Annotated in this window: 22 protein-coding genes and 1 pseudogene; 14 read left to right on the forward strand and 9 right to left on the reverse strand. The window is 33.9% G+C overall.

The annotated features are described in order from the left end of the window. From AB4Y90_RS05930 to AB4Y90_RS05965, 8 genes and pseudogenes are all read left to right on the forward strand, one after another. A pseudogene (locus tag AB4Y90_RS05930) lies at positions 1-1,096 on the forward strand (PspC domain-containing protein); the annotation flags it as partial. Positions 1,097-1,410: 314 nt separating this feature from the next. Beyond that, complete coding sequence (locus tag AB4Y90_RS05935) at positions 1,411-2,010, forward strand: 1-acyl-sn-glycerol-3-phosphate acyltransferase (RefSeq protein ID WP_441556504.1); 600 nt, start codon at positions 1,411-1,413, stop codon at positions 2,008-2,010. Between the two features lie 100 nt (positions 2,011-2,110). Further along, positions 2,111-2,545, forward strand: a complete 435-nt coding sequence (locus AB4Y90_RS05940) for a PaaI family thioesterase (protein WP_441556505.1) — start codon at positions 2,111-2,113, stop codon at positions 2,543-2,545. Positions 2,546-2,659: 114 nt separating this feature from the next. After that, positions 2,660-3,118 carry a protease complex subunit PrcB family protein gene (locus AB4Y90_RS05945; protein WP_441556506.1) on the forward strand — a complete coding sequence of 153 codons (459 nt, stop codon included), beginning with the start codon at positions 2,660-2,662 and terminating at the stop codon, positions 3,116-3,118. 51 nt (positions 3,119-3,169) lie between these two features. Then, the gene (locus tag AB4Y90_RS05950; protein WP_441556507.1) at positions 3,170-4,243 is read left to right on the forward strand and encodes a hypothetical protein; all 1,074 of its coding nucleotides are present in this window, start codon (positions 3,170-3,172) and stop codon (positions 4,241-4,243) included. Between the two features lies 1 nt (position 4,244). Beyond that, positions 4,245-5,003 (forward strand): RNA polymerase sigma factor, encoded by a 759-nt coding sequence (locus AB4Y90_RS05955; protein WP_441556508.1) that lies wholly within the window; start codon positions 4,245-4,247, stop codon positions 5,001-5,003. Between the two features lie 352 nt (positions 5,004-5,355). Beyond that, positions 5,356-6,240, forward strand: coding sequence for a hypothetical protein (locus AB4Y90_RS05960; RefSeq protein WP_441556509.1), 885 nt, complete (start codon positions 5,356-5,358; stop codon positions 6,238-6,240). Between the two features lie 24 nt (positions 6,241-6,264). Beyond that, positions 6,265-7,242, forward strand: coding sequence for a chorismate-binding protein (locus tag AB4Y90_RS05965; RefSeq protein ID WP_441556510.1), 978 nt, complete (start codon positions 6,265-6,267; stop codon positions 7,240-7,242). A 257-nt stretch (positions 7,243-7,499) separates the two neighbouring features. Here the strand turns inward: AB4Y90_RS05965 and AB4Y90_RS05970 are convergent, their stop codons facing one another. The 8 genes from AB4Y90_RS05970 to AB4Y90_RS06005 all read right to left on the reverse strand — a co-directional run bounded on the left by AB4Y90_RS05970 (position 7,500) and on the right by AB4Y90_RS06005 (position 15,547). Beyond that, positions 7,500-8,027, reverse strand: a complete 528-nt coding sequence (locus tag AB4Y90_RS05970) for a MarC family protein (RefSeq protein ID WP_441556511.1) — start codon at positions 8,025-8,027, stop codon at positions 7,500-7,502. A gap of 43 nt (positions 8,028-8,070) precedes the next feature. Continuing rightward, entirely contained in the window at positions 8,071-9,804 is a 1,734-nt protein-coding gene (locus tag AB4Y90_RS05975; protein ID WP_441556512.1) for a BatD family protein, read from the reverse strand. Next, positions 9,804-10,538 (reverse strand): tetratricopeptide repeat protein, encoded by a 735-nt coding sequence (locus AB4Y90_RS05980; RefSeq protein WP_441556513.1) that lies wholly within the window; start codon positions 10,536-10,538, stop codon positions 9,804-9,806. Before AB4Y90_RS05980 ends, AB4Y90_RS05975 begins: the two co-directional genes overlap by 1 nt. Positions 10,539-10,628: 90 nt before the next feature. Next, positions 10,629-11,636, reverse strand: coding sequence for a vWA domain-containing protein (locus AB4Y90_RS05985; protein ID WP_441556514.1), 1,008 nt, complete (start codon positions 11,634-11,636; stop codon positions 10,629-10,631). Continuing rightward, the gene (locus tag AB4Y90_RS05990) at positions 11,636-12,628 is read right to left on the reverse strand and encodes a vWA domain-containing protein (RefSeq protein ID WP_441556515.1); all 993 of its coding nucleotides are present in this window, start codon (positions 12,626-12,628) and stop codon (positions 11,636-11,638) included. The genes AB4Y90_RS05985 and AB4Y90_RS05990 overlap by 1 nt, the downstream gene beginning before the upstream one ends. Then, a complete protein-coding gene (locus AB4Y90_RS05995; RefSeq protein WP_441556516.1) occupies positions 12,621-13,517 on the reverse strand; it encodes a BatD family protein in 897 nt (298 codons plus the stop codon). The genes AB4Y90_RS05990 and AB4Y90_RS05995 overlap by 8 nt, the downstream gene beginning before the upstream one ends. 79 nt (positions 13,518-13,596) lie before the next feature. Then, a complete protein-coding gene (locus AB4Y90_RS06000) occupies positions 13,597-14,460 on the reverse strand; it encodes a DUF58 domain-containing protein (RefSeq protein ID WP_441556517.1) in 864 nt (287 codons plus the stop codon). An 82-nt stretch (positions 14,461-14,542) separates the two neighbouring features. Further along, positions 14,543-15,547: an AAA family ATPase gene (locus AB4Y90_RS06005; RefSeq protein ID WP_441556518.1), complete on the reverse strand. Its 1,005-nt coding sequence runs from the start codon at positions 15,545-15,547 to the stop codon at positions 14,543-14,545. A gap of 251 nt (positions 15,548-15,798) precedes the next feature. Here AB4Y90_RS06005 and AB4Y90_RS06010 point away from each other — a divergent pair, with 251 nt between their 5' ends. The 6 genes from AB4Y90_RS06010 (at position 15,799) to AB4Y90_RS06035 (ending at position 22,736) form a co-directional block, all read left to right on the forward strand. Further along, a complete protein-coding gene (locus AB4Y90_RS06010; protein ID WP_441556519.1) occupies positions 15,799-16,272 on the forward strand; it encodes a DinB family protein in 474 nt (157 codons plus the stop codon). Positions 16,273-16,393: 121 nt separating this feature from the next. Next, positions 16,394-17,134, forward strand: coding sequence for a 23S rRNA (guanosine(2251)-2'-O)-methyltransferase RlmB (gene rlmB, locus AB4Y90_RS06015; RefSeq protein ID WP_441556520.1), 741 nt, complete (start codon positions 16,394-16,396; stop codon positions 17,132-17,134). A 21-nt stretch (positions 17,135-17,155) separates the two neighbouring features. After that, complete coding sequence (locus tag AB4Y90_RS06020) at positions 17,156-18,202, forward strand: DUF6263 family protein (protein WP_441556521.1); 1,047 nt, start codon at positions 17,156-17,158, stop codon at positions 18,200-18,202. 72 nt (positions 18,203-18,274) lie between these two features. Beyond that, entirely contained in the window at positions 18,275-18,511 is a 237-nt protein-coding gene (locus AB4Y90_RS06025) for a hypothetical protein (protein ID WP_441556522.1), read from the forward strand. A gap of 261 nt (positions 18,512-18,772) precedes the next feature. Further along, positions 18,773-21,325 (forward strand): YfhO family protein, encoded by a 2,553-nt coding sequence (locus AB4Y90_RS06030; RefSeq protein ID WP_441556523.1) that lies wholly within the window; start codon positions 18,773-18,775, stop codon positions 21,323-21,325. A gap of 121 nt (positions 21,326-21,446) precedes the next feature. Next, positions 21,447-22,736 (forward strand): glycosyl transferase family 1, encoded by a 1,290-nt coding sequence (locus AB4Y90_RS06035; RefSeq protein ID WP_441556524.1) that lies wholly within the window; start codon positions 21,447-21,449, stop codon positions 22,734-22,736. A 34-nt stretch (positions 22,737-22,770) separates the two neighbouring features. Here the strand turns inward: AB4Y90_RS06035 and AB4Y90_RS06040 are convergent, their stop codons facing one another. After that, positions 22,771-23,406, reverse strand: coding sequence for a hypothetical protein (locus tag AB4Y90_RS06040; protein ID WP_441556525.1), 636 nt, complete (start codon positions 23,404-23,406; stop codon positions 22,771-22,773). Positions 23,407-23,452: the final 46 nt, after the last annotated feature.

Genomic DNA, 23,452 nt, shown 5'->3' on the forward strand with positions numbered 1-23,452 from the left:
AACAAGAGCGGGAGAAATCTATACAGAAAACAAACCTTACATCAACAATGCAGGGAGCGGAGTCTGGAATGTTTTGAAATACATCATCGGAGTATTCTTTGCAATGATGGCGGTAAGCAGTATTATAGGAGTATTCGTAGTATTTGGGTTATTTGGAATTGATTCAAATTTTCCCGGAGCCAATGAAATGAAATTTTATTTTGATGACGACGGTTTATACAACGTTTTAGCAGCAATCATCATTGTTGGATCTTTAATTCCTGCTATTTTATTCAGCATTTTGAGCATTAAAATTTTCTCGCCAAAAACGAAATTGAGAAATATCGGCTGGGTTCTAGGAGCTTTATTTTTAACAGTGATTGGCTTAGGAACATTCTTCGGAGTGAGCATGGCAAAAAGAGAAATGATCTACCAAGGTCACAAAGAAGATACAGAGGAGATTGCGATCAATACAACTYCAGACAGTATTTATTTAGATGTAAAACAAATCACCATTCCGCAGAACTTTACAGGGTATGATGATGATCTTTATTCTGATAAAAAATCGGTGTACAACAGAGATCATATCTATGTAGAAGTAACGAGAAAAGACAATATTAAAACTCCTTATTTAATCATTAAAAAAGATGCAAAAGGTTATAATATTCCGCTAAATGTAAGTGTTCCGGTTGAAATTGTTGATAATAAAATATTATTGCCGAATTATATTAAATATCCTTACGATCACAGAAACAGAGATTATCATATCGATTATGAGCTGGTAATTCCTAAAAGTGCAGTGGTATTTTCATTGAAAGACAGCATCAATATCGACGGTGATTCTGACGGAAACGGGATAAACGACAACGATGAAGATAACGACAGTAATGACGAAAACGGAAACATCAGCATCGAAAAAAATAAAATATCAATCAACGGTTCTACGATAGAATACGACGATAACGAGAAAGACAGCATCATCATCAACGGGAAAAAATACCAAAAAGATGAGGCAAAAAAGATAATGGATACCATGAAGATGAATATTGATAAAATGAAAGATGTAGACATTAAAATAAAAGACGGACAAAAAGAATTTTCGATTAAAACCAAATAATTCAACCCTCAGAGAGTGACGGAAGGTGTGAATGAAAAGCAACCGTTTGAAATTCACACTCTTCTACTCTCAGAAACAGACAAATATTTTTCTAAAAAAATATTTTATATCAAAAAAAAGTTTTATATTTGTTTATTCAAATTCCATAAAAACAAACACGAAAAAAATTTAAACCATGGTACAAATAGTTTTAGAAATTGCAGTGAAAATCGCAGATTTAATTAGCAGTTTGTTTTAAGAGCAACAATATTTCAATATATTTGTAGAGTATAACCAAAGTTTGGTTATACTTTTTTGTTTTAAATATAAAATATATGAAAAAACTGATAGGCAGTCTGATGTTAAAAATTCTGGGTTGGAAAGTTGTTTTGCAAGGCGATATCAACAATCTCGACCGCTGCATTCTCGTTGTAGCACCGCATACCCACAATATGGAATATCTGTTAGGAAATTTAGCCTATTGGAAATTAGGAAAAAAACTGAAAATCATCATCAAAGATGCTCACACAAAAGCATGGTACGGCTCAGTAGTAAGAGGTTTGGGCGGGATCGGCATCGACAGAAGCCAGAAAAACGATCTGATTAATTTTGTAGCCAATGAGTTTAAAAAAGAAGATTTCAGTTTGGTAATTACTCCTGAAGGAACAAGAAGCTGGGTTCCGAAATGGAGAAAAGGTTTTTATCATATGGCTTTGGCAGCAAAAGTTCCTATTGTTTTGGCAGCCGGTGATTTCAAAAGAAAAATCGTTTATTTAGGTTACCAGATTCCTTACGAAAAACTGGAAACGGCAAGCTTCGCTGAAATTATGAAGGAAATTCAGGATTATTACATAAAAAATAACATCGTTCCTAAAATTCAGGCAAACTGGAATCCCAATATTATGGGGAATGAAGGGGAGGAAATTAGGAATTAGGAATTAGGAATTAGGAATTAGGAGCAAAATTACTTTTTACTTTTTACTTTTTACTTAAAAAAATTACTTGTTACCCATTACTTATTACTCATAAAGAAACATGTACATCAAAGATAAAAGCAAGGCAGAAATATTAGAATTCATCAACAATTGGGGTGACGAAACTTTTGCAAAAACTCTCGACATACAATTCATCGATATTGATCTGGAAAATGAAACTCTGACTGCAACCATGCCCGTTACACCAAGTATTCATCAACCTTTCGGAATTATGCACGGCGGAGCAAGCTGTGTCTTAGCAGAAACCATGGGTTCGAGCCTTTCAAATATTTTTATTGACGGCAGCAAATATTTCGGGGTGGGAACCAATATCAATTCTAACCATCTGCGAAGTAAAAAAGACGGCATTGTAACGGCAGTAGCAAGATTCATCAGAAAAGGAAAGACGATGCATGTATCAGAGATTGAAATCCGTGATGAAAAAAGTCAGCTTATCAACCATACAACGATGACCAATAATATTATCAACCGATAATCATTTTTATAAAATAAACTAAAGGCTCAAAATTTTGGGTCTTTTTTTATCTCCTTACTGCAACCTTTTTATTTTTTTTCATCATATATAAAGAAACCCCTAAATTTATACATCATGAAAAAACATTTACTTCTTTTGCTATGTTCCATCTTTTTTATAGCAATCTCTTGTCGCGATAATGATGAAACTATTGAAGAAAAAAATCAAATTAACTTTCAGTTGATCGGAAAAGGAAACTTTTTGGGAACGTATGCCACACCGCAAAACACTGCCATTACAAATTCTACTCAATGGAATAATTTCTTAAATCAAATTGACGGCCCGAATAATCATCCATCTTCGGGTTTTACAGAAACCAATATCGATTTTAACCAGTTTATGCTTATTCTTGTAGTTGATGCCGTTTATCCAAACGGAGGTCATTCTGTTGATATTATGACCGTTGATGAAACTTCACAAAACATCGAGGTTGATGTAGAAAAACTCCTTCAAGGAAACGTAACAACAGTCGTTACACAACCTTATCACATTGTGAAAATCCCTAAAATTTTAAAACCAGTCATATTCAATTAAAATTTGCTGCAACCTTTTTACATTTCACCATCTTATAAGAAAAGAAAAACTATGAGAAATTTAATTTTACCTTTTATTTTATTGTTAACCTTTGTATTTTCTTGCCGTGAAAATAATTTGGATGAAGGACTTGAGCAAAAGAATGCTTCGTATGATGTGTATGTAGGAGGTGTTGATGAATTTGATGCTTGTTATTGGAAAAACGGGCAAAAAATTGCCTTACCAGGAGGAGAAAATTTAATAGGAACACAAATTAAGGTTGAAAACAACGGAGATGTTTATATGTTGGCAAATAATATTAGTGTTCTTGGGGGAAATCATGCAATACCAGCGTGGTACTTTTGGAAAAATGGGGTTAAGCATAATGTTGCTGAATATTTAAATGTTGCTCCAAATACACTAAATTTTCCCAATAATCTTGAAATATGGAATAGTCTTACCATTCATAATGGAGACATTTACTTTTCAGGAATTATAAGAAATCCTAACCCAATATCTTCTGCTGATTTATTTCAATTTTGCTATTGGAAAAATGGAGTTAAAACAGTTTTGGAATCTTTCTCTTCCGCAAACCCTGTAATGTTTGGATGTATTGGTTTTTTTAATAATGATATGTACATAACTACTCGTAGAAACTTCAATTACAATTCAGGCTCATCAACTTGGGATTTAGGGTATTATAAAAATAACATCTATCATTATCTTCAATCAAATCAAAAATCAAAATACTTTTTATCAGACAATTCCGGAATATACTTAATATCAGAAGACCAGAGTTTAGTTAATAATATTTTTGTAAAGAATCTAATTACAGGCAACAATTTAGTTTTTCCATCCAATTTACCTCAAAGTAACATTACTGATATGGCTTGGGAAGATTCAGATAAATATTATATTGGTAATAATTTTTACTTTAAAAACAATAATCTAGTACAAATATCAGATCCAAATAATTTCAACAAGATAGGACTTTTCTTAGCAAAAGATCAGAATATATATATGACAAGGTACAATACAGATATTGGAGGAAAATCAGTTAAGTTTTATATTAATAATGTTGAAGCATTAACTCTTCCCGATATAACTAGAGGTTGTTTCAATTCAATTTTTGTAGTTCAAAACTAAAATGCAAAACCTCAACTGGCAAAAAATCTACCTCGACCATTCCCCAAAACTTTTGGGGATTTGTCGCAGATATATCGCAGATCTTCAGAATGCGGAAGATATTGTGCAGGATAGTTTTATAATGGCGATTCAGAAAAACCATCAGTTGAAAGATGAGAAAGCAATTTTTGGCTGGCTCAAAAAAATTGTCATCAACAACGCATTGCAATTCATACGGAAAACCAGTAAAGATACCTTTATCACAACCGAACCATCAGAAATCCCAGATAATACATTTACCGAAATGACGACCTCTGCAATTGACGAAAAAAAACACATTTTTGCCTACGATTTTACAAGAGATGAGCTGCTGCAGTCGATTGACAGTCTGCCTTCGCATCACAAATCGGTTTTCAATTTATATTACATCGAAAACTATTCTCACGCAGAAATTTCAAGCCTTCTAGAAATTCCGGTCAATACTTCAAAATCTCATTTGATGCGGGCTAAAAAATCGATCCAGAACTATTTGGTTACCCATTTCGTAAACAACGAAACTCCTAAAAACAAGACGGCACAGCTTTTCGTTTTTTTCGGATTTGGAGGATTGCTGTGGGCTCAGAATTTTCAAAATAAATTTTCAGATTTTACCATTTCGCCATCCAAAAACTTTGAAATTCCTTCTGATATAAGTTCAAATACAATTTCGTTTTCATCAGGCCGAAATTTCTGGAAAGAGAAAGCTTTAATAGGAACTACTTTCTTCATTATTATTGTGTGATTTATTTTATTTTTTAATCCTAAAAATTCTTTTACACAAAGATTTAATTCAGATATTCCAGATTTTAGATCCGAAAAAAATACAGCGAAAGCCGATCAGAAGAAACCAAAAACCAATAAGAAAATACTTTCAGATGATGGTTTAGAAAATATAAAAATAGCTCGGAAATCAGTTTCGGAAACCAAAGAAAATTTAAAATCGGAAAAAAAATCCATCAAAACAAAAAACTTAGTATCTTCAAAGCCTGTTACCAAAAAAGATTCTGCCGAAACCGTTTCTCACAAAGTGATTGTGGTAAAAAAAATCATTCAGAGAGACACTGTTTTTATAGAGCGATAAAACTAAACCAACCATGCTTTTAAGAAAAATATTTTTGCTTTTTTCGGTCATAATCATTAGTTCTGCATTCGCCCAGCGCAAAAAAACAGACACCATTTATGTGTATGAAAAGGTAATTATTTATGACACGATTTATATTGAAAAGCCAATAAAACTAAAACCCGGAAACCTTGTTTTTTCTACTTTCAAAATTCAGGAAAAAGAAATTAATGAAATCAATCAAAATATTGATAAAGAAGAGCTTGAAGAAAAAATAAAAACTCTGAATTCCAGAAAATTTCAATACGGAATTCAGGTCGGAATTGGTTTTAAAAAAGCAAGCTGGGCAGAAACTTTGTCCGAAAAAAACCAGCAGTTCGGGCAAAATTTCGGAATATGGATTTCGAAAAGCATTATTCATCCTAATTTTTCACTGATGCTTTCCGCAAATATTTCCCGCTGGAATTCTACATTTGATCTGGATACAAATAAAGAAGAAACCTATCTCGACGGATATTATTTTACGGAAGACAATCAACCTTTGCTTTTTCAGAGATTCATCAATAAACATTCTGAATACGTTTTTCAGATAAAAGCAATTTATGAATGGAAAAATCTGTGTCCTTTTGCCGGATTTTTAGTGAATAAAAACAATTATAAAATGCAGTTTCTGGTTCCTGAAAATAATGTTCTGAATAAACTGGATGATTTTAAAAGCAATCAGATAAATTTCGGGTTTTCATTTGGACTGCAATATCGAATTTTCGGTAGATTCCTGATCGATGCAGAATATCAATACTATAAAATCAACAATCTTTCGTTAAAAAACTCTTCATTTGATTTTGACATTTTTAAGACTAATAATACCTTTGCTGAAAGAAAAATCAATCTGGGAATCTCTTATTTTATTTCCAGATAATGGTTTTCTGAAAGATTCAAAATTATGATCTATTTCAAATTTCCTTTTGACGAAAAACTCTATTCTACAGACGAAAATTTTCCAGTCAATTCAATAAAGTTTCATTCATTTAACAACACTGAAAATATTGAAATTGCCGGAAAAGTTGTTGAAAAAGACTTGTCAGAATTTCAAAATGTAAAGATCAGCTCAGAAATTTTACCCAAAGATGAAACCAGGTTTGTTGCAGAAAACAAAGAAGAATATCTGCAAAAACTGGAAGAAGTAATTGAAATTATCAAAGAAAATGACCTTCCGAAACTGGTACTTTCCAGAAGGAAAATTTTTACAGATTTTACCGAAATCGATTTAAAAGAAAGCTTCAACAATCTTTGCAGAAATTATCCTAATGCGTTCAAATATATATTTTTTGATAGCAAAACTTCATGGATGGGTGCTTTTTCTGAGGTTTTAGGAAAATTCAACAAATCAACTCATGAGTTTGAAACGATGAGCATCGCCGGAACAATTCCCGTTGCTGAAGAATGGACTGAAAAGGAGATTGAAGAGCAGAAGCCTGTTTCATCTTACATCAGAAATATTTTAGAGAAATACAACGGTTCCAACTCAATTCAGGAATCGGGAACTTACGATCATATTTCCGGAAACATCAAGCATTTAAAAACCGATTTTAAAATAAAGATCAATCCTGAAGATTTAGATTCAATCATTCGAGAACTTCATCCTACTCCTGCAGTTTGCGGGATTCCTAAAGATTTTTGTAAAGAAAAGATTGAAAAGATTGAAAAGTTTCCGCGTGAATTATATGCCGGTTACATCAAAATTGAGACAGAAGATTACATTCAATATTTCGTGAATTTACGCTGCTCAAGATTATACAAAAACTCGGTTCATCTCTTTGTCGGAGGAGGAATTACCGCTCAAAGCAACCCCGAAAAAGAATGGAATGAGACAGAGCTTAAATCTGAAGCGGTACTGAAGAATCTGGTTATAATTCATTGATAAAAGTAAATATTAAACCGACAAAAAACCTCTTTCGTTTTGAAAGAGGTTTTATATTTTAATGTAAAAAGAATTACTTCTTTGCGCCTATTTTGCTCCATGTATTGAGGATGAAAAGCAAAGCTATTCCTAATAATCCACACCCGATTGAGATTAAAAACTTCATATTGTCTTCTGAGGTAAGTTCAACCCCTAGATTTCTGCTTAACGCATAGCCATTAATAGCTATAATTACGATAAACACTACCAAAAATACTTTATAAAACTTCTGCATGATCTAAAAATTTATATAATTCTGCACTTTTCTTCTCGATCCACTTCGCAGATTTCAGCACCAAATATACGAAAATTGTATTGAGAATGATCCCACAAATGATGTTAATATCATGAAACTCTGCTCTTAAAGACAAAGTGGTGGTTAAAGTTCCGGCTCCCGCTACCAAAGGAAATGCAATCGGAACGATTGAGGCAGATTTTGCTTCGGTCGTTTTGTTGATCTCAATTCCTAAAATCATTTCAAGCGCAATCACAAAAATGACAAAAGCACCCGCAATGGCAAAAGAATTGACATCTACCCCGATAAATTTCAGGATCTTGTTTCCTACAAAAAGAAAAACAATCATAATCAATCCTGCCGTAATTGATGCTTTTCCGGCTTCGATCTGCCCGAATTTCTGTTGCAGGCTCACCACAATCGGAACCGAACCGATGATGTCGATGACCGCAAAAAGTACCATAAAACAGGTAATAACTTCTTTAAAAGAAAAACTGTTGAAAACCTCCATTTCTTACGATTATTAATTTCGCAAAAATATAAATAAAAAATGATTATTTACTAATAACGGAATATAATTTAACAATATCGTTTAACAGATCATTTAAAGAATCTTCTGAGGTGATGGGAGAATATTTTTCGATCTGAACTTTCTGCAATAATTCCTGATAACTTTCAGCAACAGAGCTGCCGTTATGCCTTTCCAGAAATACTTTAAAATCTGCTTTAGAGCTTTGGAAATACTGGCTTCTAACTTCCGCATCCATTTCCTCGAAAGTCTCAAAAAACTTAGGATAATCACCTGAAATTTTCAGGTTTTCAAGGTAAGCAAAATAATCGCTGATGTCGGTTTTCAAGCTTTCTCTTATTTCTCTTTCTGTTTCTGCAACAGATCCCAAAGGTTTTTGGCTTGGTTTTTCTTTAATTATATTTTGTTTTTTTTGCCAATATCTAAACAGCATATAGGCGATAAACAAAGCAATTAATATGGCAATATTTACAAAAAGCACATTCCAGTTGAATTTACTTTTTTCTTTAACTTTAAATGAGGTGGTTTTCAGAACCGGGCTGTCTACCGTCTCAAGCAAAGTATTGGTATAATCATTTACTTTTTCTACGGTTGATCTTGCTTCTAAAACCTGATCGTGTGAAAAAGCAGTTAAGCCCAATTTTTCCTGGCCAAGATTTACATATTCTTTTTCGGCAGGATTGAAGAAAGCAAAAGGTTCTGTCGTAATGGTCAGTTCACCCGCTTTTTTAGGAATTAAAATATATTTGGCTAAAATCTCGCCTTTCATTCCTGTAAGACCAGCATTTACATGCGACGTAATCTTTGGTGCAAAAATTTCATAATCGGGGGATTCTTCAATTTTCGGAAGACTCATGTCGGAAAGATTACCTTCACCGGAAACTTTTACCGTAACATTAACCGGTTTTTTGGCTTCAATTTTTTCTTTTGTTGAACAATAAACATCCACTTTAAAGTTACCTACCGCATCTTTGAAAGATTCCGGTGAACCTTCAGGGAGTTTTTTTACATTAAGTTTTACTTTATTGGACGCTATTTTATTTTTAGTAGAAAAAGTATTTACAGAAGCCGAAACAGGAGGAACTTCTACGTAGCCCGATTCGTTGGGAAACACCATGAATACAGCCAGAACCTGCGATGCCATATTAGCATAACCGGAAGGATCGATCTCTGATCTTTTTAAACTGATCGGGTGTACATTAAGGTTTTCCTGATGTGGAAGCTTTATATTTTTTACTTTCCTAAGGTTGTCTATATTTCTGGAATAAACACGCAAAACAGCAATTGTAGGCTGATCCTGATACACTTCACGGTCTTCTATTTCCATATTGAGATAAACATCATTGGCAATATTGGCTATTGGTTTTTTCTCAATATCTCTTATGAAAATGTCGAAAGGTTCGGTTTTATAGATTTTGTTGTTAACGTTTACCAATACAGAGCCAATTCTTATTTTGCCTTTCTGTTTGGGTTCCAGAGCAATCCTGGTAATGTACTGATCGATTGCCGTATTGGTTTCGGAATCATTAACGATCTGATTAAAAGATCCGCTTCCGATCATATTAAACTTCGATAAATCGGGAAGCATGATTTTACTTTTCTGCTCCAGATTATTCCCGTTCAGTTCTAAGACAATGGTAAGATTTACGATTTCTCTGCCATTATAATCCGTTTTATCAGATTTCATCGACAGTTGTACCTGTCCGTAAGAAATTACAGATATAAGGGTAAGTATTGCGTAAATAAATTTTTGTGTCATCACCAATCTTTCTCGTTGCTTTGCGGCTTTGAATAAGATTTTTCGTCTAAAATTCTTTTGGCAGTTTTTCTTTCTCTGCCATTTATACTATCCAGGATGGCTTTTTCTAATTCTTTGGGAAGCTTTCCGTCTCCGCCTTTACCTTTGGGTTTACTATCCTCTCCTTTATCTTGTTGAGGACCGTTACCCTGATCCTGTTGCTGATTTTTAGAATCTCCTTTCTCTCCTTTGTTTTTATYATCTCCGCCTCCGTTTTTACCGGGGCTTTTGTCTTTCTTGCTGTCGTTTCTTTGTTTTTCCTTCTGCTTCAGCTTAGCAATCTCGTAGTTTTTTCTGGTTGCCTCGTTATAAGGATCCTGTTTCAGAGATTGTTTGTAATAATCAGCTGCCTTATCGGGCTGATTCATCTGCATCATTGCATTTCCCAAATTATGAAGCGTTGCTGCCTTATCGGGTAAAGTTTCAGAAAGTTTTTCAGCTTTTGCATATTCTTCCTTCGCTTCCTGATACATTTTCTTTTTATACAGAGCATTTCCCAAATTATAATGCGCTGTAAAATCACCAGAGTTTGATTTTATAGCTTCCATATACTTTGAAGAAGCGCCATCATAGTCTTTAGCATTAAATTTCTGGTTGCCTTCAAAGACTAAAGTCTTATAACTTTCCTGCCCAAATACGATACCTGAGAACGAAAAAGCAAATATCAACGCTAAAAATACAATTTTAGTATTCATCTCTTGCAAAATTATCCCTTTATATGTTAAGAAACAGCGTCTTATTTGTTAAAATTGGGTTAAAGTATTATTTAAAAAAGCATATTTGGTTTAAATATTAAAATCTCTTTTAGGATTAAACAGGAAAATCATTAAAAAGAAAAATATCGAAATACCTAAAAAATACTGGTAATAATGATTGGCATTCTGAGAACTCACTGTTGTAACGCTTTCTGAGACTTTTTTATTGATCTCGTCTGCAATTCTTTTAGGAGCGTCATTCATATTATTTCCATCAATGTAGGTTCCGCCTGTAGATTCTGCCATTTTTTTGAGAGCTTCGGTTTGTCTTTTAGAAATAACGGTTTCGCCGTTCTGATCAAATTTATACCCAATAAGCTGTCCATATTTATAAACCGGGACAGGAGCTCCTTCATCAGTTCCTACTCCTACAGAAGTAATGGTTATCCCTTGATTGTTTGCCAGTCTTATTGCGGCATTGTCATTTCCTTCATTATCTTCGCCGTCACTTATCAAAACTACTTTTCTGGAACCTTTGCTGATGTTTTTAAATTTGGCTGCCGTAGTTTCCATAGCCAAAAGAAAATCTGTTCCCTGTATCGTAATATTACCGGTTTGCAAATCTGAAATATAATTTTCTACCGAACTGTAATCTGTGGTTAAAGGCATTATAGAAACCGCTTCACCTGCAAAAATAACAATCCCTATTTTATCATTTTTCAATTCATGCATTGTATTGATGATAAGATTTTTAGCCTGGGTAAGACGATCAGGATCAATATCTTCTGCATCCATAGAATTAGAAACATCCAAAACAAACATTACGTTATTCATCTTTTGTTTGGTTTCTATTTTTTCAGCACCGCTCAAAAGGTCGATAATTGAAAATATCAAAAAAAGTGCAGCCAGAAAATAAAGCACCGGAAATATTTTTATAAATCCTGAATTCTTTTCAAATAAGCTTTCGTGGAATTTTGATTCTGCAAACAATTCTCTTTTTCTTTTTTTCCAACGCAGATAGCGCAACAGAAAAAACGATAAAAGCGGCAAAAGCAGCAATAGCAAAAGATACCAGTTATTTCCTAAATACCAATCCATCAGCTTAAAAATTTATAAAGTATCCAACGTAGAAAAGCATCAAAAACCAGCATTCCTAAAGCAATCCAGAGAAAAAGCTTAAAATGCTCATCATAATTATACAACTTAGAAACATTAATATCTGTTTTTTCAAGCTTATTGATTTCAGCATAAATCTCCTGCAATCTGTTTTCAGAATCTGCTCTGTAATATTTTCCATCGGTAGTTGCGGCAATTTCTCTCAGCATATTTTCATCAATAGATACTTCTCTTTCATCATAAATATACCCGAATTCATCATAAGTAACGGGCATTAAAGCATAGCCGTTGGTTCCAATCCCGATACAATAAACTTTGATATTATTATCTTTGGCAAGAACAGCAGCAAGCTCCGGCGGAAAAAGATTTCTTACCGGGCTGTTTACTCCGTCAGTCATTAAAATAACGATTTTGCTTTTTGCCTTACTTTTCATCAGGTGATTCACCGCAACCGCCAAACCGTCTCCTACAGAAGTTCCATCTGCCATTTCACGCTGATTCATGTTTATAATTTCATCTTTTACAGCATCATGGTCAAATGTTAAAGGTACTTTCAGAAAAGCTTCCATCTTATATTTTACCAAACCAAACCGGTCATTAGGTCGTTTATTGATAAAATCTACTGCAATATTTTTCAGCACATCGTAACGATCCGGCTCAAAATCTTTTGCCAACATACTCAGCGAAACGTCTACAGCCAACATGATATCGATTCCTTTTGTCTCGTCTCTGTCTTGGGAAACCGAAAAAGTTCTCGGTCTTGCCATTGCAATAATCAAAGCAGAAAGGATGATATATTTTGAGATCTTCAACAAAAAAAGCACAGGCAAAATACCATTGCTGCTGTACATGTTTTTGGTGGTGGGAACTTTGATTCCCTTTCTTTTTTTCTGACTTAAATCTCTGAATAAAAGCGGAATGAACACCAAAAACAAAAGAAAAAACCAAGGACTGTAAAATTCAAAATCAAACATCTTTTCTCAGGTTTTCAAATTCTAAATCCTTTGATGAGCGCTTCACAAAGTCCCGTATTTCGGTAAAATCTTTTTCCATCAACTTTTCATCGGGAAAGGTTTTGGCAAATTTCACCAGATCTCCTCTCAAGAAAACCTCTTCCACAATTTTTTCGTTTTCCTGCGAAATCGTATTATTTTCTTTCATTAAAACGATCAAATCATCTGTCAGTAAAATATCTGCAGGAATTCTGTATTGTTTGGTAATAAATTTTCTGGAAATATCGATTAGTTCCACATAAAAAGAGCGGTAATCTCCTTCTTCGATGTATTTTTTCTTTTTTAACGAATCTAATTCTTTTAAAGTCTGATTGGTTGCCACAACAGGCGAATCTTTGCTTCGCCTTCCGTATTTCACAAGCATTACAATTGCAACAACTAAACAGATAAAAGCAATTGCGGCGAAAACATACCATTTGTAAAGCTCCCAATAATCACTTACCTCAAGATCAACTTCCTTATTGCTCATAATGTCACTAATCTGGTCTTCTTTCATCGCAGTATTAATGACCTCAATTTCGTAAGGAATTGTTTTTAAAAGCCTGTCGCCCACTTTAAATTCAAGTTCAGGAATTTTAAAAACACCTTCTTCATAAACAGCAAATTCTATTTTCCTTTCATATGTATTTGCGTTGATATTGATGCTGTCTGAAATTTCTTCAAAATGAAAAGGCAATAGCTCGTCTTTTGGCGCAGCAATCACCGCGCGACTTTTAAGATTATCTATTTTGATAACTAAATGATTAACTTCTCCCAAAGCAAGGGTTGTTTTCTCCAGTTTAGAAGAAAGCAGCTGTGAAAAAGAATTTACACAGATAAAAAATGAGAGTAATAAGAATATTTTTTTCAATTTAAATACTAAATTTTGGCTAAAGCCTATTTTCTATTTTATCATGTGAAGCGGATTAAAGTCCGCTCCTATTGAATATTTATTTTTTCTGAAAATAATTATATAACATTTTTGAGTAATCTTCTCCGGTATTAATATTCAAAAATTCAGCTGAAGAATTGGCAAAATCTTCTTCCAGATTTCTCTGTTTTTGTTTTTGCGCTTCAGCAAACGTGTACCGCCATCTTGCACTCGAAGTATTTGCCCAGACCTGCTTTCCTGTTTCGGCATCGTACAACAAAGTATAACCTACATCCGGAATTTCGTCATCTTTTTCATCATAAATTCTCATTCCCAACAACTGATGTTTTTTAGAAGCAACCCTCAGAATTTTAGAATCATAATCATCCTCAAAATCTGAAAGCAAAAACACAAGAGATTTCCTTTTAAAAATCCCCATCATATATTCTAAAGCTTTATCTATTTTTGATTCTGCAGGAACATATTCTGCCGTTAAAATATGGCTGATCATTGACAATACATGCTTCCTTCCTTTCTGTGGCGGAATCACTTTATACACTTTATCTGCAAATAAAACCAATCCCACTTTATCATTATTTCCGGCTGCAGAAAAGCCTAAACTTGCTGCAATTTCTGCTACATATTCTCTTTTGAGCTGAGTTTTTGTACCATAATCCATCGATGCGGAAATATCTACCAGAATCATCATCGTCAGTTCACGTTCCTCTTCCATTACTTTTACAAAAGGTTCACGGAAACGAGCCGTTTTATTCCAGTCAATTCTGCGGATTTCATCTCCGAACTGATAAGGACGAACTTCCGAAAAAGTCATTCCCTGTCCTTTAAAAGCACTGTGATATTGTCCCATCAAAGCAGATTCCGTCTTCCTTCTGGTACGGATTTCTATTTGCTTTACTTTTTTTACAATATCTTTTATCTGCATAAATAATCATTGATAATTGATAATTGATAATTGATAAATGATGAACAATATCGAACATCAATTATCATTTATCAATCATATTTTAAGGTGCTTGTATTTTCGCTAAAATTCTGTTTACAATTTCCTCAGAGGTAATTTCTTCGGCTTCAGCTTCAAAAGTAAGTCCGATTCTGTGTCTTAAAACATCCTGTGCCAAAGCTTTTACGTCTTCAGGAATTACAAAAGCTCTACCTTTCAAAAATGCATACGCTCTTGAAGCAATGGCTAAGTTAATAGATGCTCTTGGAGATGCTCCGAAACTGATATAGTTTTTCAATTCAGAAAGACCATATTTTTCAGGATAACGGGTTGCAAAAACCATATCCAGAATGTATTTTTCAATTTTTTCGTCCAGATAAATCTGATTAACAATTGCTTTTGCTTCAACGATATTCTGCAAAGAAATCACCTGTTTAATTTCAGGCTGATGAGAAGTTGAGACCATTCTCATTACTTTTCTTTCGTCTTCAAATTCAGGATAATCTATTTTACATTTCAGCATAAAACGGTCGCTTTGTGCTTCAGGTAAAAGATAAGTTCCTTCCTGATCGATTGGGTTTTGAGTTGCTAAAACCAAAAAAGGTTTCGGTAAAGGCATTGTTTCGTCACCAATCGTTACCTGTTTTTCCTGCATCACTTCCAAAAGAGCCGACTGTACTTTTGCAGGCGCTCTGTTGATCTCATCTGCCAAAACGAAATTTGCAAAAACAGGACCTCTTTTTATGGAAAAATCATTTTCTTTGATATTGTAAATCATTGTTCCCACCACATCCGCAGGAAGCAGATCCGGTGTAAACTGAATTCTCGAAAACTCGCCGTGAACGGCTTCTGCCAAAGTCTTTATCGCTAAAGTTTTTGCCAAACCGGGAACGCCTTCCAGCAAAATATGACCGTTACCTAAAAGCCCGATCAAAAGCCGATCAATCATGTAATGCTGACCAACAATTGCTTTGTTGATTTCCTGCCTCAGAAGATTAAAGAAATAATTCTGTTCTTTAACCTTTTCGGTCAATTGACGGATGTCTTCTGCTTGATATGATTCTGACATTGGTTTGAATTAAAATAATCGGTAAATTTCTAATAAATACTTGCACTAATCAACACAATTAATGCCATATTTGAGTTAAAGTTTGTTAAATCTTCTATCTTAAATATAAGGTTAATAATCGGTCTTTTAACAAATTTATTTCAACAAAACCATTAATTTCATAAAAATCTATTAATTTTCAATCATTGCTTCCGTCAAGAATTGTCATTTTCAGTTTATTAAACTATTTTTGACGATTAAAATATTGTAAAATGAATTATCATTTTCAAGCTCACCGACAGATTAGAAAAAACCTTTTAGACATTCTTCAGGGCACTTCTCATGAAGATCTTTTATTAATTCCGGATGGTTTTAATAATAATATCTATTGGAATATTGCTCACACTGTTGCTACACAGCAACTGCTGCATTATTATCTGAGCGGAAACCCTTTCAGAATAGATAAATACTGGATCGAAACGTACAAAAAAGGGACTTTGCCGAATCTTAATGTTCAAAAATCTGAAGTGGAAGATCTTGAATTTTTACTGACCGAAACTTCAAAAACTTTAATGAAAGATTTCGACAGCGATTTCTTTTCAGATTATACGCCTTACACCACAAGTTTCGGGATGGATCTGAAGAGCATTCAGGATGCGATAATTTTTAACAATATGCACGAAAGTCTACACTATGGTTATGCTATGGCGCAGAAGCGGGCAATTTTAGGAGAAAAAGGAAGATAGTCATTTTGTGAATTTTGCTTCGCAAGTCAACAGTCAATTGTGAATTTTACACATCATTGGAAATTGATTTCGAAGAAAATTGACGATTGACCATTCACCATATAATTTTTATGACAAATCAATGAAAGACGATTTTATTTTTGGGCTTCGTCCCGTATTAGAAGCTATTGAAGCTGGAAAAACGATTGACAAAATTTTTGTACAAAATGCATTGCAGGGAGAAATTTATGCAGAACTGAAATCTATTTTAGCAAAAAATAAAATACGTCCCAACTACGTTCCCGTAGAAAAACTTAACCGCTTTACCAGAAAAAACCATCAAGGTGTGGTGGCTTTTATTTCTGATGTTCCGTTTCACAGAATTGAAAATATTATTCCGGAATTATTTGAAGAAGGTAAAACACCTTTCATTTTAATTTTGGATCGGTTAACCGATGTAAGAAATTTCGGTGCAATCTGCAGAACTGCAGAATGTGTAGGAATTGATGCGGTTGTAATTCCTGAAAAAGGTGGCGCACCGGTAAATTCTGATGCGATAAAAACTTCAGCCGGAGCGATGTACAACATTAAAATCTGTAAAGAACCCAATTTGGCTCACGTTGTAGACTTCTTACAGCAAAGCGGAATCGCAGTATTTTCGGCAACCGAAAAGGCACAAAAATTGATATATGACGTTGATTTTACTGAACCTTGTGCCATTGTAATGGGGAATGAAGAAACCGGAATTTCTAAAGAAGTATTACATCATTCAGACGAGAAAATAAAACTTCCGATCGAAGGAAAAACCCAGTCTTTGAACGTTTCTGTAGCTTGTGGAGCTATTTTATATGAAGCCATGAGACAGAAAATCACAAAAATTTAATTTAACATTTAAAAAAAATCAATGAAAAATATAGCAGCATTAGCGCTTATCTCAATAGCCCTTGTTTCATGTAAAAAAGAAACAGCAACCATCACAAAAGTAGATCCTAAAACCGGAAAAACCATCACCGTAGAAGTTCCTGCAGATTCTATAAAAGAAGTAAAGGCAGATGCGGCAATCAAAGATTCTTTGGGAGTTTTTAAACAAACTTTTAAGCTTGAAAAGGGAAAGACCTATCCTTTGACAACCTATCAGCGAGATACTAAAACGATGACCGATCCGCAAGGGAAAACCATGTCCGGAACCAGCGAATCGACCGACGAAATGAGCTTTACCGTAAACGACATCAAAGGAAATGTTTATGATATGACCATCAACCTGATCGGAAAAAGAAATTCTCAGTCTGCACAAGGTAAAACGGTCGTAGTAGATACAAAATTGCCGATCCCGAAAGAAGATGATCTGAAAATGATCTGGAATGTAAACAAAGCGCTTACCGGAAATAAGCTGAACATGAAAATGGATACGAAAGGAAATGTAATTTCTATCACCGGGTTTGAAGCTGTTTACACAAAAATATCCGATGCTTTGAAAAATATCGTTAAAGATGCCAATCAGAGAGCGAGTGTTGTCGCAAGTCTTAAAGAAAGCTTTAACGAAAAAGTACTGAAAGATCAGTTTGAAAAAAACCTTTCGGTAATTCCTAAAAAAGGAGCAAAAATCGGTGATAAATGGAGCACTTCTGAAAATGCTGATGAAGCAGGAAAAATTAAAGTAACTTCAAACTACACCTTGAAAAGTGCAGGAAACGGGATTGTAGAAATAGGCATCACAGGCGGAATTCCTAAAAAAGAAGAGAAAAAATCTCAGGGTGAAATGACGCACAGCATGAGCAGTGAGCTTTCCCAAAACGGAACCATCAAGTTTGACCAAAATACAGGCTGGATCAACAACCAGAACATCAATGTAAAAACTACTCAGGTAGAAACTATTTCAGACGGGAAGCAGTCTCAGTCGATGAAAAGCGTATCCAATTCTTCTGTAATGGTAAACCCTTCGTCTAAATAAGTTTTAGGGTTTGAGTGTCGGAAAATTTTAGAATTGAAATTTTAAACACTTTGAATTATTAAATAAAAATATATGTCTTTCATAAAAGGTATTTTTGAGATCGTTCTCGCAACCATTGTTATTTTTTTTGTCTGGAATATTTTAAAAAGAATTTTCTTTAATAAATTTTATAAATACACAGGTTTCAGACCCAATAACAATCAGCAACAGGAAACAAAAAACTCAAAACCCAATATTGAGAAAAAAGTAAAATGGGACGCAGAAACTGTGGACTACGAAGAGGTGAAAGAGAAAAGTAACATTAAATAGTTGATGGTTATTGGTTGTTTGTTGATAGTTTGATATTTAATACTTTAGCTTATTAAAACATGTACTTCAAACCAATTTACTAAACTCTAATCTAAAAAAAATTAAGCGTAAATTTAAAAACTTAAAATCTTTAAGTATTGTGAAAATATGATAATGATATGTTTTACAACTTTAACTATTTGCTTGTAAGTCTTTTATCTTCATTCTATTTTCTTTCATTTAGTCACCTTATCAAATAAAAAAACCTACTTAATAACCAAGATGGCAAAAAACAAAAACTTAATTTATATTGCAGTTTCTTTAATTGCATTTTTAGTTTTAGCATTTTTATATTCTACTCCTGTTTTTACAGGAAAACAGCTTTTCCAGCATGATATCGTACAATATCGCGGTGGCGCAAAAGAGCTGATCGATTATAGAGAAAACTTTGACAAAGAAACCTACTGGAGCGACTCTATGTTTGGCGGAATGCCGACTTACCAGATGGGAAGCCGTTTTGAAGGCGATATTATCAAAAAAGTTGACAGCTACCTGAATATTCTGCCAAGACCGGTTAATTATCTGTTTTTATTATTTTCAGGATTTTTCCTTTTAGGAATGGTTGCTGTCCGAAACTGGAAATACGCCCTTCTGGGAGCCACATTTTTTGGGCTCTCCACTTATTTTTACATCATTATTGCAGCCGGACACAACGGAAAAGTAAACACAATCGAATATTTTGCACCGCTTTTAGCCGGAATATTATTGGTTTATATCCGCAAAAAATATGTGATCGGATTTATTGTCACTACCCTTTTCTTCGGATTGCAGGTCGCGGCAAACCACCCGCAAATGACATATTACCTGTTCTTAGGTTTAGGATTTTTATTTATTTCTGAATTGGTAAGAGCAATTACCAAAAAAGTTCCGATCAAACATTTTCTGATTTCGTCAGGAATTATAGGTTCTGCTTTAGTGATCGGAGTTGGAATGAATTCCCAGAGAATCATGGCTAATTCCGAATACATTAAAGAAACGGTAAGAGGAAAACAAATTCTGAATACCCAAACCCATACCGCCGGAAATACAGGAATGGATAAAGAAAGTATCTTGAATTGGAGTTACGGAAGACTTGAAACTCTTAATCTTTTTATCCCTAAACTAATGGGAGGCGGAAGTCAGGAAAAGTTTTCAGATTCTTATGAAAACAAATTACGCGAATCTTTAGCTGGACAAATAAATGATGAAAACCAGCTTGAACAAGGCGTACAAAGCATTGTACAACAGACAACACCTTATTGGGGCGATCAACCCGGAACTTCAGGACCTGCTTATCAAGGAGCTGTAGTTTGCTTCCTTGCACTTTTAGGATTCTTTTTTGCCTCAAAAAAATATCGTTACTGGATTTTAGGCGCAACTATTTTGACAGTTTTATTGGCTTGGGGAAGTAACTTTATGCCGCTATCAGATTTCTTCATAGATTATGTTCCGTTTTACAGCAAATTCAGAGCACCATCGTCTATTTTAGTTGTTGTTGAACTTCTTTTTCCTCTCATCGCAATTATCGGTTTGTATAAATTTTTTACAGATCAAAAGTTAACTGAAGAGTACAAAAAGAAAATCTTAATTTATGTAACCGCCGGAACTCTTGGTTTAACTCTAATTCTCATTCTTTTCGGAAAATCACTTTTAGGTTTTACGAATGATGCAGAAAAGGAAATTCCAAATTTTATTTTAGATGTAATTATTGAGGACAGATTAAAATTGTTCCGAACTGATGCCATCAAAGCATTATTGTATGTGGGAATCACTGCTACCGTTTTATTCTTTGCTTTAAAACAAAAATTAAATCAAAATATTGCTTTAGTAATCATCGGATTGGTAAGTTTATTTGATCTTTGGACCGTGAACAAACGTTATTTAAATGATGATAATTATGTCGATAAAATCTTTGCAGAAAACCCTTTCCAGACAGAAGGATCAGATTATCTTGCTGAAAAAGTAGGTGATAATCCTAATTTGCAGCCTATTTTAGCAAGTATTCCTGTTAATAAAACTTTGGAAACCATCGCTGAAAACGATAAAAAACATTACCGTATTTACAACCAGGTTTTAGGAACAACTAGTGAAACAAATACTTCTTATTTCAAATCTTCTATCGGAGGTTATCATGCAGTAAAACTGAGACGTTATGATGATTTGCTTAATGAATATATTTCTAAAGTTGACAGTGTAAAAACGCCAAAAATCCTGAATTTACTGAATACTAAATACATGATCTTCGGAAATCCGGCAGAGCCGCAAGTGGTTCCCAATCCGAATGCAAACGGAAATGCATGGTTTGTTTCAGATGTTAAAGTTGCCAATTCGCCAAACGAAGAGCTGAAATTAATCGGAGAAGTCGACAMAAAAAAAATTGCAGTAATCGGTAAAGAAGATGGCGATCAGTTTTTAAACAGAGACAAATATATTTCGCCCGATTCTACTGCAACTATTAACTTAACGAAATACGAAGCCAATGAGCTGCACTATAAATCTCAATCGAAAACACCGCAGTTAGCCGTTTTCTCTGAAATTTATTATCCACATGGCTGGAAAGTTTTTATTGACGAAAAAGAAGTTCCTTACATCAAAGCCGATTACTTACTTCGTGCAGTACGTGTTCCTGCCGGAAATCATCAAATTAAAATGATCTTTGAGCCGCAAGTTATCGAGAAAGGAAAATGGATTTCTTTATTATCTTTCGGATTGTTTATAGCGTTGAGCGTTTTCGGGATTTATTTCATTTACCGAAAAAAAAATAAAAAACAAATTTTAGCTCAAGAAAAAAACTAAAAGCGAAGCTAACCTTAATAATCTTAACATCTTAATTTTTCTTAATGGTAAAAATAAACCATTAAGATTTCAGTTAAGAAGTTAAGATTTTTTAAGATTTATTCCTTCGGAATCTTAAATTATGCAGGAAAAAAAAATCCTTATCATCACTTATTACTGGCCTCCTGCTGGAGGACCGGGAGTACAGCGCTGGCTGAAATTTGCAAAATATCTTCCCGAATTTGGCTGGAAACCCATCATTTACACGCCCGAAAATCCGAGCTATCCTTTATTGGATGAAAGCTTATTGAAAGATGTTCCAGAAGATTTGGAAATCGTGAGAACAAAAATATGGGAGCCTTATCAATTGGCTGAAAAACTTAATAAAAGTAATAAAAAATTCAAAGCCGGACAATTTGATGTAGGAAACAATCAAAGCTGGAAATCGAAGCTTTCGATTTGGGTAAGAGGAAATTTTTTCATTCCTGATGCACGTGTTTTCTGGGTAAAACCTTCCACACAATTTCTTGAACAATATCTGAAAATCAATAATATTGAGACCATTGTTACTTCAGGACCGCCTCATTCGATGCACCTGATTGGTTTAAATTTAAAAAAGAAATTCCCCGATTTAAAATGGATCGCAGACTTCCGTGATCCGTGGACTGAAATTTCTTATTACAAGCATTTAAAACTGACAAAAAAATCAGACAAAAAACACCACCACCTTGAATCTGAAGTATTCAAAAATGCAGACATCACTTTGGCAACAAGCTATACAGACGCAGAAAATTTCCGTAAAAACGGAGCCAATGCTTTTTGCATCACCAACGGTTTTGATGAAACAGATGCTTCGACTTCGCTCAGCATGACAGAGAAGGCTTCAAAATTCACTTTAAGCTATATAGGTGTTTTAGAGCAGTTAAGAAATCCTGAAAACCTTTGGAAAGCACTCGATAATTTAGTAAAGAACAATTCAGATTTTGCTGAAAATTTCAACTTAAAATTTGTCGGAAGAATTGATGATAAAATTTTAGAGACAATTGAAAAATCAAGCTTAAAAGATCATATTTTAAATCTTGGGTATGTTTCTCATGACAAAGCCGTTGATGAAATGGCGAAGTCTTCTCTTTTGTTAATTACTAATTTCCCGAATGATTCTTCGAAGGGCATAATTCCCGGGAAAATATTTGAATATTTAGCAACAGGAAAACAGATTATTTCTTTTGGCCCGAATGGAGCTGACGTTTCTAAAATTTTAGATGAAACAAAATCCGGAAAACATTTTAGTTATGATGATTTCAAAGAAATTGAAAAATTTATTTTTGAAAAATTTGAATTGTGGAAAAAAGGAAATCTTTTGCAAAACACGCAAAATATTGACCAATTTTCAAGAAAGAATCTGACTAAAAAGCTTACTGAAATTTTATAAACAACTTTATTGGATTCACTTTTAGGGAAGAAATTTAAATGGTCCATTCATCATTGATCACAGCAATTACATAATATTTGCCTTCAAATTCTTCAAAAACAAATCGGAGTGCGTTCCAGTCCATCCCGCCGTTTTCTTCAGATCCGGCAATATAATTTTCTGTAAAATCGGTATTGGGATATATTTCCTTTAAATTATTAAGAGAATTTCCCTTTCCTAAAAATGTATCAAACGCATAATCAGATTTTGTAAAATCTTTACGAAAAACCCAGTTTTTAAGATATTGATTGATGGTCGCTTTATAAATCTCACCCGATCCGTCTCTGGAACCCCAGGTAAAAATAGTTTTTGCAGGCAGATATTTTTCAAAGTCAATTTTCGAAAAATGCTTGTCTTCATTACGATTAACAAATGCGTACATTGAAAATCTTACGCCTCTTTCAGGATGAATATAATTTGCAAAAGCATCATAATAGCCAACTTTCAATGCCTGCAAAAGTTCATCATTCATCTTTTTCAGCGCTACTTCTTTAGACAATGCTTCCTGTTGCGTATCACTTCTTTCATTTGATCTTTTCAGGTTATCCGTAGAAACTGCAGGACTTTTATCCTGCTTTTTTTCACATGATAATGCTGCTAAAAGTATGAATGCCAAAAAAGCTTTTTTCATTGTAAAATTTTTCGAAAAAGTCCAAAAGCAATGCCAGTTTCAACTG

Source organism: Chryseobacterium sp. 2TAF14 (assembly GCF_052115105.1).
Lineage (GTDB): Bacteria > Bacteroidota > Bacteroidia > Flavobacteriales > Weeksellaceae > Chryseobacterium.

Coding starts and splice junctions, on each gene's coding strand:
- AB4Y90_RS05935 (WP_441556504.1), top strand. CDS start 1,411: ATGAAAAAACTGATAGGCAGTCTGATGTTAAAAATTCTGGGTTGGAAA.
- AB4Y90_RS05940 (WP_441556505.1), top strand. CDS start 2,111: ATGTACATCAAAGATAAAAGCAAGGCAGAAATATTAGAATTCATCAAC.
- AB4Y90_RS05945 (WP_441556506.1), top strand. CDS start 2,660: ATGAAAAAACATTTACTTCTTTTGCTATGTTCCATCTTTTTTATAGCA.
- AB4Y90_RS05950 (WP_441556507.1), top strand. CDS start 3,170: ATGAGAAATTTAATTTTACCTTTTATTTTATTGTTAACCTTTGTATTT.
- AB4Y90_RS05955 (WP_441556508.1), top strand. CDS start 4,245: ATGCAAAACCTCAACTGGCAAAAAATCTACCTCGACCATTCCCCAAAA.
- AB4Y90_RS05960 (WP_441556509.1), top strand. CDS start 5,356: ATGCTTTTAAGAAAAATATTTTTGCTTTTTTCGGTCATAATCATTAGT.
- AB4Y90_RS05965 (WP_441556510.1), top strand. CDS start 6,265: ATGATCTATTTCAAATTTCCTTTTGACGAAAAACTCTATTCTACAGAC.
- AB4Y90_RS05970 (WP_441556511.1), bottom strand. CDS start 8,027: ATGGAGGTTTTCAACAGTTTTTCTTTTAAAGAAGTTATTACCTGTTTT.
- AB4Y90_RS05975 (WP_441556512.1), bottom strand. CDS start 9,804: ATGACACAAAAATTTATTTACGCAATACTTACCCTTATATCTGTAATT.
- AB4Y90_RS05985 (WP_441556514.1), bottom strand. CDS start 11,636: ATGGATTGGTATTTAGGAAATAACTGGTATCTTTTGCTATTGCTGCTT.
- AB4Y90_RS05990 (WP_441556515.1), bottom strand. CDS start 12,628: ATGTTTGATTTTGAATTTTACAGTCCTTGGTTTTTTCTTTTGTTTTTG.
- AB4Y90_RS06000 (WP_441556517.1), bottom strand. CDS start 14,460: ATGCAGATAAAAGATATTGTAAAAAAAGTAAAGCAAATAGAAATCCGT.
- AB4Y90_RS06005 (WP_441556518.1), bottom strand. CDS start 15,547: ATGTCAGAATCATATCAAGCAGAAGACATCCGTCAATTGACCGAAAAG.
- AB4Y90_RS06010 (WP_441556519.1), top strand. CDS start 15,799: ATGAATTATCATTTTCAAGCTCACCGACAGATTAGAAAAAACCTTTTA.
- rlmB (WP_441556520.1), top strand. CDS start 16,394: ATGAAAGACGATTTTATTTTTGGGCTTCGTCCCGTATTAGAAGCTATT.
- AB4Y90_RS06020 (WP_441556521.1), top strand. CDS start 17,156: ATGAAAAATATAGCAGCATTAGCGCTTATCTCAATAGCCCTTGTTTCA.
- AB4Y90_RS06025 (WP_441556522.1), top strand. CDS start 18,275: ATGTCTTTCATAAAAGGTATTTTTGAGATCGTTCTCGCAACCATTGTT.
- AB4Y90_RS06035 (WP_441556524.1), top strand. CDS start 21,447: ATGCAGGAAAAAAAAATCCTTATCATCACTTATTACTGGCCTCCTGCT.
- AB4Y90_RS06040 (WP_441556525.1), bottom strand. CDS start 23,406: ATGAAAAAAGCTTTTTTGGCATTCATACTTTTAGCAGCATTATCATGT.